11 protein-coding genes are annotated in these 12,598 nt (G+C 76.5%); 9 read left to right on the top strand and 2 right to left on the bottom strand.

The features are described from left to right. Positions 1-110: 110 nt before the first annotated feature. Positions 111-350 carry a chaplin ChpG gene (gene chpG, locus ACZ7D7_RS06560; RefSeq protein ID WP_470822838.1) on the bottom strand — a complete coding sequence of 80 codons (240 nt, stop codon included), beginning with the start codon at positions 348-350 and terminating at the stop codon, positions 111-113. Between the two features lie 291 nt (positions 351-641). Between chpG and ACZ7D7_RS06555 the strand changes: the two genes are divergently transcribed. The 8 genes from ACZ7D7_RS06555 to ACZ7D7_RS06520 are packed head-to-tail and all read left to right on the top strand — an operon-like array spanning position 642 to position 9,941. Beyond that, on the top strand, positions 642-1,841 hold the full coding sequence (locus ACZ7D7_RS06555; RefSeq protein WP_470822837.1) for a glycosyltransferase family 4 protein: 1,200 nt from the start codon (positions 642-644) through the stop codon (positions 1,839-1,841). After that, a complete protein-coding gene (locus ACZ7D7_RS06550) occupies positions 1,838-3,259 on the top strand; it encodes an exopolysaccharide biosynthesis polyprenyl glycosylphosphotransferase (protein WP_470822836.1) in 1,422 nt (473 codons plus the stop codon). The genes ACZ7D7_RS06555 and ACZ7D7_RS06550 overlap by 4 nt, the downstream gene beginning before the upstream one ends. A gap of 4 nt (positions 3,260-3,263) precedes the next feature. Further along, positions 3,264-4,619, top strand: coding sequence for an O-antigen ligase family protein (locus tag ACZ7D7_RS06545; RefSeq protein ID WP_470822835.1), 1,356 nt, complete (start codon positions 3,264-3,266; stop codon positions 4,617-4,619). After that, complete coding sequence (gene murJ, locus ACZ7D7_RS06540) at positions 4,616-6,274, top strand: murein biosynthesis integral membrane protein MurJ (RefSeq protein WP_470822834.1); 1,659 nt, start codon at positions 4,616-4,618, stop codon at positions 6,272-6,274. The genes ACZ7D7_RS06545 and murJ overlap by 4 nt, the downstream gene beginning before the upstream one ends. After that, complete coding sequence (locus ACZ7D7_RS06535) at positions 6,258-7,031, top strand: polysaccharide deacetylase family protein (RefSeq protein ID WP_470822833.1); 774 nt, start codon at positions 6,258-6,260, stop codon at positions 7,029-7,031. Before murJ ends, ACZ7D7_RS06535 begins: the two co-directional genes overlap by 17 nt. Further along, a complete protein-coding gene (locus ACZ7D7_RS06530) occupies positions 7,028-8,179 on the top strand; it encodes a glycosyltransferase (protein WP_470822832.1) in 1,152 nt (383 codons plus the stop codon). The genes ACZ7D7_RS06535 and ACZ7D7_RS06530 overlap by 4 nt, the downstream gene beginning before the upstream one ends. After that, positions 8,176-8,832 carry a YveK family protein gene (locus ACZ7D7_RS06525; RefSeq protein ID WP_470822831.1) on the top strand — a complete coding sequence of 219 codons (657 nt, stop codon included), beginning with the start codon at positions 8,176-8,178 and terminating at the stop codon, positions 8,830-8,832. The genes ACZ7D7_RS06530 and ACZ7D7_RS06525 overlap by 4 nt, the downstream gene beginning before the upstream one ends. Then, positions 8,829-9,941 carry a GNAT family N-acetyltransferase gene (locus ACZ7D7_RS06520; protein WP_470822830.1) on the top strand — a complete coding sequence of 371 codons (1,113 nt, stop codon included), beginning with the start codon at positions 8,829-8,831 and terminating at the stop codon, positions 9,939-9,941. The genes ACZ7D7_RS06525 and ACZ7D7_RS06520 overlap by 4 nt, the downstream gene beginning before the upstream one ends. 40 nt (positions 9,942-9,981) lie before the next feature. Here the strand turns inward: ACZ7D7_RS06520 and ACZ7D7_RS06515 are convergent, their stop codons facing one another. Continuing rightward, positions 9,982-11,175, bottom strand: coding sequence for a glycoside hydrolase family 26 protein (locus tag ACZ7D7_RS06515; protein WP_470822829.1), 1,194 nt, complete (start codon positions 11,173-11,175; stop codon positions 9,982-9,984). A 131-nt stretch (positions 11,176-11,306) separates the two neighbouring features. Here ACZ7D7_RS06515 and ACZ7D7_RS06510 point away from each other — a divergent pair, with 131 nt between their 5' ends. Beyond that, positions 11,307-12,593 (top strand): carboxylate--amine ligase, encoded by a 1,287-nt coding sequence (locus ACZ7D7_RS06510; RefSeq protein WP_470822828.1) that lies wholly within the window; start codon positions 11,307-11,309, stop codon positions 12,591-12,593. Positions 12,594-12,598: the final 5 nt, after the last annotated feature.

Raw genomic sequence — 12,598 nt, 5'->3', positions numbered from 1 at the left:
TCCGTCGGCCGTGTCGGCGCCCCCGACCCCCATTCGGGGCAGAGGAAACCGGCCGCCCTCCCGCGGGGGAACCACGGGAGGGTGGCCGGTGACAGGACTGCGCGCGGACGTCAGTCGTTGACGCAGGTGTTGCCGAACGCCGGGTTCAGCAGGCCGATGACGTTGATGGTGTTGCCGCAGACGTTGACCGGGACGTGGATCGGCACCTGGATGACGTTGCCCGACAGAACGCCCGGGGAGTGGGCGGCAACGGCCTGGGCGCCGCTGTCCGCGGCGGCGATGCCGGAGGTGCCCGCAACCGCGGCGGCGGCGACGGAGGTCAGGACCAGGCCCTTCGCGATACGCGACATGGAGAGGTGCTCCTTGGGGTTGACACAAACATCCGGGCGGATGCCCGGCGCTGTGTCAACGCGTGACGCCCGCTCAGGTTGTGCCGCCAAGCGGGTGATCCCGCGAGAACGCCCTCCTTCACCATTCCGACACACTTGGGCGCTATCACCGAATTAGTCCGCTTGGCGACTAGTGTTGCCGATCACCTGACACCCCGTACGGCACGCGCCCCTGGCACGCCCTCGATGACGGCCCCCTGCCCCCGCCCAGGTCCACCTCCCGAGCGCCACCCGTGAGCGAGGAAGCCGCGCATGCACCTGTCACCGCCCCAGCCCCCGCCACGGATCCTGCACCTCACCCAGCCCGTGGACGGCGGAGTCGCCCGCGTCGTGACGGACCTGACGCGCGCTCAGCTCGCCGCCGGGCTGCGCGTCGCCGTGGCCTGCCCGGACGGGCCGCTCGCCGCCGGGCTCGGGGCGCTGGGCGCGGACGTGCACCGGTGGGAGGCGACGCGGTCGCCGGGACCGGCGCTCGCCGGGGAGGTGCGGCGACTGGCCCGGCTCGTCGAGGACGTAGGGCCCGACGTGCTGCACGCGCACAGCGCGAAGGCCGGACTGGCCGGGCGGCTCGCGGTACGGGGACGGATCCCGACGGTGTTCCAGCCGCACGCCTGGTCGTTCGAGGCGGTCGGCGGTGTCACCGCCGCGCTCGCGCTCGGCTGGGAGCGGTGGGGCGCGCGCTGGGCCGGACGGGTGGTGTGCGTGAGCGAGGCCGAGCGCCTGCGCGGGGTGCGCGCCGGGATCCGGGGCCGGTGGACCGTCGTCCCGAACGGCATCGACCCCGAGGGTTTCCGCCCGGAGCCCGCGTGGTCGGCGCGGGGCCGGCTGCCGCTGGTCGCGGGGCTCGACCCGCGGGCGCCGCTCGTGGTGTGCGTGGGGCGGCTGTGCCGGCAGAAGGGCCAGGACGTCCTGCTGCGGGCCTGGCCCACGGTCGCGCGGCGGGTGCCCGGGGCGCGGCTGGTGCTGGTCGGTGACGGGCCCGACCGGGACCGGCTGGCGGCGCGGGCGCCCGCGTCCGTGCTGTTCGCCGGCGCGGTCGGGACCGCCGCCCCCTGGTACCGGGCCGCCGATCTGGTCGTCCTGCCGTCCCGCTGGGAGGGCATGGCGCTGGCCCCGCTGGAGGCGATGGCCTGTGAACGGCCCGTGGTGGTGACGGACGTGGACGGCGCCCGGGAGAGCCTGCCGGGCGCGCTCGCGGCGTCCTGCCTGGTGCCGCCGGAGGACCCCGCGGCGCTGGCCCGGACCGTCACCGGGCTGCTGCTCGACCCGCCGCTGCGCGCGTCCCTGGCCCGCCAGGGGCGCGCGCACGTCCTGTCCACGCACGACGTGCGGCTCACCGCCGCGGCCGTCGCGGGCGTCTACCGCGACCTCCTCGCCGGCGGGCCCACCGCGCAGGACCGGCCCGCAGAGCGCCTCGCGCCCTCCGAGTACAGGGAGTCCATCCACTCGTGACCGCGGAAAGCACCGTCCCCACCCCCGCCGGGCAGCCACGGGACCTCGGATTCTCGCCCCTCACCGTCCTGCCGCCGCGCGGCGACGCCGGCTTCCGGTTCCCGGCCGCCCGGCCGTCGGCGCGCACCCCGTCGCCGTTTCCGTTACTCGCCGCCGACTGCGCCGCCGCGCTGCTGGGCGCCCTGGCGTTGACGGGCGCCCAGCGGCGTCCGCTGCTCGTCGCGTCGCTGGTGGCGGCGTCGCTGTTGCTGCGCCCGCACGTCACGCGCCGGACGGCGGGCGTCCTGGACGAACTGCCCGCCGTGTGCGGCCGGATCGCCGTGGCCTGGCTGGGCCTGGCGACCGCCGTCGCGGCGTACGCGCCGCATCTCGCGCTGTCCGCCGACACCCTGCTGCCCGGCTTCGCCGTGCACGCGGCGGCGGGCTGCGCGGGCCGCGGCGTCGTCCACTGGCGGCGGCGCGCGGCCCTGCTGCGCCGGCCGCGCGCCGCTCTCGTCGTCGGACCGGCCGCGACCGCGCAGCGCGTGGCCGCCGCCGTGCTGCGCCACCCGGGGTGCGGTGTGCGGCCGGTCGGCGTCGTCGCCGAACACCCCGACGGCGTCGAGGGGTTGCCGGTGCTGACCACCGGCGAGGAGGTCGAGCGGGCGGTCATCCAGAACGGGGTGCGCGAGGTGCTCACCGTGCACCCGGCGGTGCGCGCCCAGCAGGGGCCGCTGCTGCGGGCGCTCGCCGAGTCGGGCTGCGCCGTGTGGGAGGTCGACGCGGACTCGCCGTCGTACGAGAGCCGGGACCGGATCGCCGGGTTCTCCTGCCGGCGCCTGGACATGGGCGGCGGGCGGGACGGGGGTCCCGGCAAGCGGCTGCTGGACGTGGTGGTGTCGGGGGTGCTGCTGGTCGTCGTCAGTCCGGTGCTGCTGGTGTGCGCGGTGGCGCTGCGGCTGGCGGACGGGCCCGGGGTGGTGTTCCGGCAGGAGCGCATCGGCAAGGACGGCAGGCCGTTCACGCTGCTGAAGTTCCGCACCCACCGCCCGGCGGACGAGCACGAGTCGGCGACCCGGTGGAGCGTGGCCGACGAGCGCCGGATGCCGTGGTTCTGCCGTTTCCTGCGCCGCACCTCGCTGGACGAGCTGCTCCAGCTGTGGAACGTCTTCCGGGGCGACATGAGCCTGGTCGGGCCGCGCCCCGAACGGCCGTACTTCGTCGCGAAGTTCAGCCAGACCTACCCCGGTTACGCCGCCCGGCACCGCATGCGGGCCGGCATCACCGGTCTCGCCCAGGTCAACGGGCTGCGCGGCGACACCTCCATCGAGGACCGGGCCCGGTTCGACAACGCCTACATCGACAACTGGTCGCTGTGGCAGGACGTCTGCATCCTGCTGCGCACCGCCGCCGCGCTGCTGCGGCCCACGGGGAGCTGACCGGATGCGTCCCGCACCGCCCCGCGTCGCGTCCCTGCCGCCGGTCCTGCCGGTGGTGGCGGTCGTCGCGCTGCTCGCCCTGCCGCTCGGCGCGGGCGGCGAGGGCGGCGCGGGTCCGGCCGACGCGGCCTCCGCGCTGGTGGTGCTGTACTGCGCGGTCCGGGTCGTACGCGAGCGGCGGCGCCCCCTGCCGCGTACGGCGGCGGTGCTGTTCGGCCTGCCGGTGGCGGGGATCGCGCCGGCGGCGCTGGGGGCGGTGTCCCTCGGGGACGGACTCACGGGGCTCGGCCGCTACGTCCAGGTCTTCGTGCTGGTCCCGGCGGCGGTGCTGCTGCTGGTCCGCGGCCGGCGCGACTTCCGGCTGCTGGCCTGGGCGTTCGTGGCGCTGGCGATGTGGCAGGGGGCGGTCGGCGTGCACCAGTACGTCACCGGGACCGGCGCCTCCTACCAGGGCGAGCAGGTCCGGGCCGTCGGCACGTTCGGCGCGCAGGACGTGATGGGGATGGCGACCGTCGTGTCGCTGGGGCTGGTGTGCGCGGTGGGTCTCGCGCTGGGCCGGGACTCCGGGCGCCACCGGGCGCTGGCCGCCGGGTGCGCGCTGCTGCTGCTGGTGCCGCTCGCGGTGTCCTTCAGCCGCGGGGCGTGGATCGCCACGGCGCTGACGTGCGCGGTGCAGCTGCTGCTCGCCGGGCTGCGGCGGGCGCTGAAGGTGGGCGCGGCCGTGGTCGCGGCGGGCGTCGTGCTGGTCGGCGGGTTCGGCGTCGGCACGGCGATGCTCCAGGAGCGGATCAGCAGCATCACGCAGGTCACCGCCGCGCCCGACCAGTCGGTCACCGACCGGTACACGATGTGGGCGGCGGCCGTCGGGATGTGGCGCGAGCAGCCGCTGACCGGCGTGGGCCTGAAGGGTTTCCCCGAGTACCGGGACGCGCACGCCTCGCTGGCGCTGTCGTCGGGCAGTGACACGCAGGGCGCGGGGGCCGCGTTCCGCAAGCAGCCGCTGCTGTCGCCGCACAACATGTATCTGCTGGTGCTGGCCGAGCAGGGCCTGCTGGGTCTGCTCGCGCTGGCGGGCGGCTGGGTGACGCTGCTGGTGTGCGCGCTGCGCCGGCTGCCGGGGGCGCGGCGCTCCGGGCGGGCCCTGGACTGCGGGCTGGTCGCCTGCGGTCTGCTCGTCTGGCTGCTGACCGACTTCGTGTACGCCGACATCGGCGGCCCCTCGACCGTGCTCACGGCGGTGTGCCTCGGCCTGTCGGCCCGCTGGGCGCTGTCCGACGGCGACGCCGGCGCGGCCCCGGGCCGCGAGGAGACGGGCGCGGCGGAGGCCCGGGGCACGGCGGAGGAGGCGAGCGCGCGATGACGGGGGCGCGGTCGGACGCCGCCACGCCACGCGACACCCGCGCGGACGCGGGCGCCGGTGCGGACACCCGGCCCGCCGAGCGTCCCGCCGGTGACGGGCTCGCCCCCGTCACCGGCCGGTTCCTCGCCCGGGCCACCCTGCTCACCGCCGTGCTGTCGGTGGGCGGGGCCGTGCTGGGGCTGGCGCGGGACCAGGCGCTGGCGCGGCTGTTCGGGGCGGGCAGCGCGACGGACGCGTTCCTCGTGGCGTGGACCGTGCCGGAGTTCGCGGCCACGCTGCTGATCGAGGACGGGCTGGCCTTCGCGCTGATCCCGGTGTTCAGCCTGGCCCTGGCCCGCCGCGCACGGGGCGGTCCGGGCGACCCGGTGCGCGCCCTGGTCGCCGCCACGCTGCCCCGGCTGGCGCCGGCGTTCGCCGCCGTCGCCGCGCTGGTCGTCGTCACCGCGCCGCAGCTCGTCGCCGCCCTCGCGCCCGGTCTGCCCGACCCGCGTCTCGCCGTCGACTGCACCCGCCTGACCGCGACCTGCGTGGTGAGCTTCGGACTCGCCGGGTACTGCAGCGCCGCGCTGCGGGCGCACCGCCGGTTCCTGGCGCCCGCAGCGATCTACATCGCGTACAACACCGGCATCATCGCCACCATGATCGCCCTCGGCGGCCGTTGGGGGGTGCGGGCGGCGGCGGCCGGGGTCGCGGCGGGCGGCTGCCTGATGGTTCTCGTGCAACTGCCCGTGCTGTGGAGGCAGTTGCGTCGGCGGGCCGCTCCGCCGGAGGTGACCGGTGGGGCGAGCGGGCCGCCGATGGGGCTCGCGCTCGTCGCCGCCGTGCTGCTGTTCGCGCTGTGCCGGCAGTCGCAGGTCCTCGTCGAACGGTTCCTCGCCTCCTCCCTCCCGGCCGGCGCCATCTCGCACCTGAACTACGCGCAGAAGGTCGCCCAGATCCCGATGACCCTGTCGCTGATGCTGTGCACGGTCACCTTCCCGCTGGTCGCGCGGGCCGTGGCCGAGGGCGACACCGAGCGGGCCCGCACCCGCGTGGAGCGGGACGTGGCGCTGGCCGCGTGCGTGGTGCTGCTCGGCGCGGCCACGGTCGTCTCCTGCGCCCCGCAGATCATCGAACTCCTCTTCCAGCGCGGCGCGTTCACCGCCCGCGACACGGCTGCGACGGCCGGCGTGATGCGGGTGTACGCGCTCGGGCTGCTCGCGCAGACCCTGGTCGGGGCGCTGGTCCGCTCCTACTTCTCGGCGAACCGCCCCAGCTGGTACCCGCTCGGCGCGATGGCCGTCGGCATCGTGGTGACCGCCGGCGCGGGCACCTGGGCGGTCGGCCCCTGGGGCGTCACCGGGATCGCCGCCGCCAACGCCGCCGGCATCACCGTCACCGCCGCCCTCCTGCTGCACGGCATGGGCCCGCGCAGCGTCCCCGTGCACACCCGCCGGGTGCTGGCCGGTCTTGGCAGGGCGCTGCTCGCCGCGGTGGCCGCGACCCTCGCCGGCGCGTTCGCCGCACGGCACGTCACCGCACCACTGGCCGGCCTCGCCGCCGGGGGGCTGACCGTCGCCGTCGTCTTCGTCCTGGCCGGCCGGGTCCTCGGCGTCCAGGTCCTCCGTTCCGTCCCCTCCGTGACCCGAAGGCTCGCACATGGCCGCTTCCGTTGAATCCGTCCGCCCCGGGCGCGCCCGTCCGGCCCCGGTCCCGTGGGTGGCGATGTACCACTCCGTGGGCGACTGCTCCGACGACCCGTACCGGATCACCGTCACGCCCGAGCGGCTGGACGAACAGCTGGCCCGACTGGGGCGGTGGGGGCTGCGGGGCGTGTCCATGGCCGAGCTGCTCGCCGCGCACGCCCGGGGGGAGGGCGACGGCCTGGTCGGGCTCACCTTCGACGACGGGTACGCCGACTTCCTCGACCACGCGCTGCCCGTGCTGCGCCGGCGGGGCTGCGGCGCCACCCTGTTCGTGCTGCCGGGCCGGCTCGGCGGCGTCAACGCCTGGGACCCGCTGGGCCCGCGCAGGCCGCTGCTCACGGCGGACGGCATCCGGCGCGCGGCGGCCGAGGGCGTCGAGATCGGCTCGCACGGCCTGACCCACGTCGACCTCACGCGCGCCGACGACGAGGTGCTGCGCGCCGAGGTCGCCGAAAGCCGCGCACTGCTCGCGGAGTTGACCGGAGCCCCGGTCGCCGGGTTCTGCTACCCGTACGGCAGCGTCGACCGGCGCGCCGCCGACGCCGTGCGGGACTCCGGGTACGCGTACGCGTGCGCGATCGACCCGGGCGCGCTGAACGGGCGGTTCGCGCTGCCTCGCGTGCACGTCGGGCAGAACGACACCGCCGTGCGCCTGTTCCTCAAGCACCGGCTGCACCGGCTGCGCCGCCGGCCGGTCGAGGACCTGCGCGCGGAGGCACCCCGGTGAGGGCGCTGCACGTCATCACCGGTCTCGGCGTCGGCGGCGCCGAGCAGCAACTGCGCCTGCTGCTGCGGCACCTGCCCGTCGAGTGCGACGTCGTCACGCTCACCAACCCGGGCGCGGTCGCCACCGGTCTGGTCGCCGACGGCGTGCGGGTCATGAACCTCGGCATGGCCGGCAACCGGGACCTGGCCGCGCTGCCCCGGCTGGTCCGGGTGATCCGCTCCGGCCGCTACGACCTGGTGCACACCCACCTCTACCGGGCCTGTCTGTACGGCAGGATCGCCGCCCGGCTCGCGGGCGTCCGCGCGGTCGTCGCCACCGAACACTCCCTGGGCGACTCCCAGATGGAGGGCCGCCCGCTGTCCACGGGCGTGCGCGCCCTCTATCTCGCGGGGGAACGCCTGGGCCGCACCACGGTCGCCGTCTCCCCCACGGTCGCCGCCCGCCTCACCCGCTGGGGCGTGCCCGCGCCGCGCATCGCGGTCGTCCCCAACGGCATCGACGTGGACCGCTTCCGCTTCGACCCGGCCGTGCGCCGCCGCACCCGCCGCCGCCTGGGCCTGCCCGAGGACGCGTACGTCGTCGGCGGCATCGGCCGGCTCACCGCGGGCAAACGCTTCGACACCGCCGTGCGCGCGCTCGCCCGGCTCCCCCGTGACTGCTGGCTGCTGCTGGTGGGCGGCGGCCCCGAGGAGAACGTGCTGCGCCGCGCCGCCCACGAGGCCGGCGTCGCCGACCGGGTGCTGCTCGCCGGTGAACGCCCCGGCCTGCCCGACGGGTCCCCGGGGCCCGCCCTGCCCGCGCTCACCGCCGCGATGGACGTCCTGGTCTCGCCGTCCCCGGAGGAGGCCTTCGGTCTCGCGGTTGTCGAGGCGCTCGCGTCCGGCCTGCCCGTCCTGTACGCGTCCTGCCCGGCGATCGAGGACCTGCCCCCGCACACGGCGCCCGCCGCCCGCCGCGTCACCGGCGGCCCCGACGCCTTCGCCCGCGCCCTGACGGACGTACGGCGGCAGGGCCCGCGCCCGCGCGACGTGCCGGAGGCCGCGCGCCACTACTGCATCACGCGCAGCGCCGACCGGCTCATGGACGTGTACGCGACGGCCCTCTCCCCCTCCTCGTCCCCGACCCTCCAGGAAGCCAGCACCTCATGACCGACAACACCGCACACCACCGCCGCCCGGCGAACGTCCTGGCCCGCGTGCGCGCGCTGCCGCCCTGGTCCCTCGTCGCGGCCGGCGTCCTCGCCGGCGGCGTCCTCGGCGGCGGGTACGGCCTGGTGAACCCGCCCACCTACACGGCCACCGCCTACGTCGTCGCCGTGCCCACCGAGAAGTCCGACCCGCCCACGGCCCTCGGCTTCGCGCAGGCCTACGGCCGGGTCGCCACCCAGCTCGCCGTCCTCGGCGACGCCCAGGTGTGGGCGGGCGTGCCGGTGAGCACCCTCCAGGACAGCGTGCGCACGGCCACCTCGCCGGACGCGCCGATGGTCGCCGTCACGGCCACGTCCTCGCGCCCCGACCTCGCGGCCGACATGGCCAACGCCGTCTCCCGCTCCCTGACCCGGCACGCCGCCGACGCCGACAGCGACACCGGCGTCGAACTCCAGCAGTTCGCGCGCGCCACGAAACCCGCCGAGCCGTCCTCGGCGTCCGCCGGGGTGACGGGCCTGGTGGGGGCGAGCGCGGGCGGGCTGCTCGGCGGCCTCGCGCTGCTGGCCAGGCCCCGGGGTGCGGCGGCCGACGCGGGGCGCCCCGCCCCGGTGCCGGGCCCGGCGACCGCGGCCGACGTGCACGGGCAGCTGTGACGTACGCGACGCGACTGGTCACCGAGGAGGCCGACTTCGCCGCGCTCGCCGACGACTGGGCGCGGCTGTACCGGCGCTGCCCGTCCGCCACCCCGTTCCAGAGCCACGCCTGGCTCCACTCGTGGTGGCTGTCGTACGGCACGCCCGGCCGGCTGCGGGTGCTGCTGGTGCGCGACGGCGGCCCGGGCGGCGAACTCGTGGCCGCGGCGCCGCTGATGCGGGTGCGCCGGCCGGTCCCGGCGCTGGTGCCGCTCGGCGGGGCGATCTCGGACTACGGCGACGTCCTCGTGGCCGAGGAGCGCGGCGGGGCGGCGGTCGCCGCGCTGACCGACGCCCTGTCCGCCGCGGCCCGCACCGCGCTGATCGACCTGCGCGAGGTCCGCCCGGGCGGCGCCGCCGAGCGGGTCTACGAGCACTGGCGCGGGCCGTGCCACCGGGTGACCGACTCGCTGTGCCTGGAGCTGCCGGCGGTGCCGATGGGGGACCTGGTCGCGCGGCTGCCGTCGGCGAAGGCGCAGCAGCGGGTGCGGGCCAAGCTGCGCAAGCTGGACGCGCTCGGCGTGCACCGGCACGTCGTCAGCCCGGACGAGGTGGACGCGGCGCTGGAACGGCTGCTGGAGCTGCACCGGCTGCAGTGGCAGGGCCGGAACGTGACGTCCGAGCACCTGCGCGGCCGGTTCCGCGCGCATCTGGTGCGGGCGGTGGGGGCGATGGCGCGGTCCGGGGACGCGGTGGTCACCGAGTTCCGCATGGACGGCGACGTGGTGGCCGTCGATGTGACGCTGCTGTCGCCGCGGCTGGCGGGCGGCTACCTGTACGGCGCCCATCCGAGGCTGCGGGAGCGCAGGGCGGACGTGGCGGTGATGCTGCTCGACGCGTGCACGACGCACACCAAGGACGGCACGTACGACACGCTGAGCCTGCTGCGCGGCAACGAGCCGTACAAGCACCACTGGCGTCCGGAACCGGTCGTCAACCAGCGGCTCCTGCTGGCCCGGCGCCGCACCGCGCCGCTGATGTCGGCGGTGCTGTGCGACGTCGCCGCGCGGCGCCGGGGCAAGGACCTGCTGCGCCGCTACCGGGAGCGCCGCGGTGACGGCGGGAGCTGAGCGCGCCCGCCGCCGGGCGGGGCACCTGGGCGGACACCCCCTAGCGGGTGCGCGACCACCAGTCGAGGCGCAGGCACAGCTTCCCGCCGAGCCAGTACTCGACCCACTCGCCGAGGTCCAGCGGCGAGCAGTCCTCCGGCGGCCGGGTGCCGGGCACGGTCGGCTGCGGGACCGTGGGCGCGGTCGGGTCGGTCGGCGCGGCCGGGTCCGTGGGCGGCTCGGCGGGGCCACTGGTGCGGCCGGACAGCACGGACCGGTAGACCTCGGCGGACCTGGGGTTGGCGGCGCAGCTCCACACGCCGTGCGGGCAGTAGTCCGTGAGCGTGTTGTAGAGCGGCTTGTGCTCGTCCATCCAGGCGAGCATGCGCCGCATGTACTCGGCGTTGTCGCCGTTGCGGAACAGCCCCCACTCCGGGTAGGAGATCGGCTTTCCGTGCGCCTTGGCGAACTCCACGTGCTCCTGGAGCCCGTACGGCTCCCGCACCTGCTCGTCGAACGGCATCCCGCGCGGCTGGTCGTACGCGTCCATGCCGATGATGTCGACGGTGTCGTCGCCGGGGTAGCACTGCGTCCAGGCGATCGCGTCCCGGCCCCGGTTGGGGGTGAAGTCGAACCGGAACTCCTGGCCGGGCACCGCGCGCATGGTGGTGACGATCCGCCGCCAGTACGCCTTCCAGGCCTCCGGGTCCGGGCCGCAGCGGTGGGTGTACGTGGTGCCGTTCATCTCCCAGCCGAGCACGACGATCGTGTCCGGCACCCTCAGCGCGACCAGCCGCTCGGCCAGCGCCCGGAAGTGGTGGTCGAACCGACCGGCCGCGCCCTGCCGCAGCAGCCGGCGCACCTCGTGGTCGGAGACGCGCGCCTCGTTGCGCTCCAGCATGGGCACGTTGAGGACGAACATGCGGTCCTGCCGCGCGTTGCGCCAGTCGGCCCAGGCCTGGAGGAAGTTCGGCGCGCCCTCGATGTTGTGCCAGCGGTCGCCCGGCAGGTAGGTGTGGCCGACGCGCAGGTCGGCGCCGTTCAGCCAGCGGCTGAGTTCGTCGATCCGGGCGACGCCGCGCTCGTCGTACTCGAGGTAGGCGCCGAAGGCGGGCGTCTGTGCCCCGGCGGGCGGCCCGGCGTCGTCCCGCCCCGCCCCCACGGCGGGGCCGGACGCCAGGACGGCCGCGGCGGCGGCCGTGGCCGCGACGAACGCCGACCGCCGGGCCCGGGCCCTTCGCTTGCGTGGGGTCATGCCCATCCCCGCTCCTCGTTCGGAAACTCCTTACTGACACTGAGTCATATGAATGGTCATCACGCCACCGCCGATACGGCTTTCGAGTGTCTCGCTCGCCCGCACCGGTGACGACAGAAGGAAATGAGTCCGTGTCGCTGTTCGACACCCGCGTCCCCGCCGTTCTGCTGCGGATCGACCGGAATCCCTTTCATCACGGCACCCTGGGCGCCGTGCGCTCGCTCGGCAGGGCGGGCATCGACGTGCACGTGGTCGCCGACTCCACGGGGAGCCCGGTGCGCGCCTCCCGCTTCGTGACCGAGCTGCACACCCCGCCGGAACCGGGCGCCTCGCCCGCCGAGGTCGCCGCCGTGCTGCGCCGGGTGGCCGCCCGGCTCGGGCGGCCCGCCGTGCTGATCCCGCTGGACGACGCGGGCGCCGTCGCGGTGAGCCGCACGCGCGCGCTGCTGGCGCCGGCGTTCCTGCTGCCCGAGCAGCCGGACACGCTGCCGGAACGGGTCGCGGACAAGGCGGAACTCGCGGCGGTCTGTGCCACCGCGGGCGTGCCGCACCCGAGGACGGCGGTCCCGGACAGCGCCGACGAGGCGTCCCGCGCCGCCTGGCGGCTGGGGCTGCCGGTGGTGGCGAAGTGGAGCAGGCCCTGGCTGCTCCCCGCGGGCGGTGGGCTGCGCAGCACGGCGGTGGTGCGCTCGGCGCGGGAGGCGCGCGAGCTGTATCTGCGCGCCGAGGAGGCCGGCAGTCGGCTGCTCCTCCAGGAGTTCCTGCCGCCGGGCCCCGACCTCGACCGGTTCTTCCACGGGTACGTCGACCGGGGCGGTACCGTCCGCGCGGGCGGTACGGGCGTGAAGCTGTGCGCCTGGCCGCGCGGCGCGGGTCTGACGGCGGTCGGCCGCTGGACGCCGGACCCCCAGGTGCGGGCGCTCGCCGAGCGGATCACGGGCGCGCTGGGCTACCGGGGCGTCCTCGACCTCGACTTCCGCCGCTGCGCGACGACGGGCCGCTGTCACCTGCTGGACTTCAACCCGCGCCCCGGCGCGCAGTTCCGGCTGTTCACCGACACGGCCGGGCTCGATGTCGTACGCGCCCTGCACCTCGACCTGACGCGGCGCCCGCTGCCGGAGGGGGCGGCGCGGCCCGGGCGGACCTTCGTGGTGGAGAACTACGCGCCCCTGGCGGCGCTGCGGCGCGCGCCGGGCGGCGGCCGGGAACTCGCCTGGTGGGCGCGGGACGACCGGGCGCCGGGCCGGGCGATGTGGGGGCTGTGGGCCCGCCACGCGTCGAACCGGCTGGCGGCCCGTGCCCGGCGCCGGCTGCGGGCGGGGCGTACGGCCCCGGACCTGCCGCGCGTCGTACGGCAGGCGGGCGCGCCGACGGAGTCGACCGGGCTGCCCGACGACCAGTGCGCGGGCAGCCGCTGAGGGGA

This window comes from Streptomyces sp. NPDC037054, from assembly GCF_055606745.1.
The sequence above is the reverse complement of the archived record's forward strand: the minus strand, read 5'-3'. Positions and strand labels throughout refer to the sequence as shown.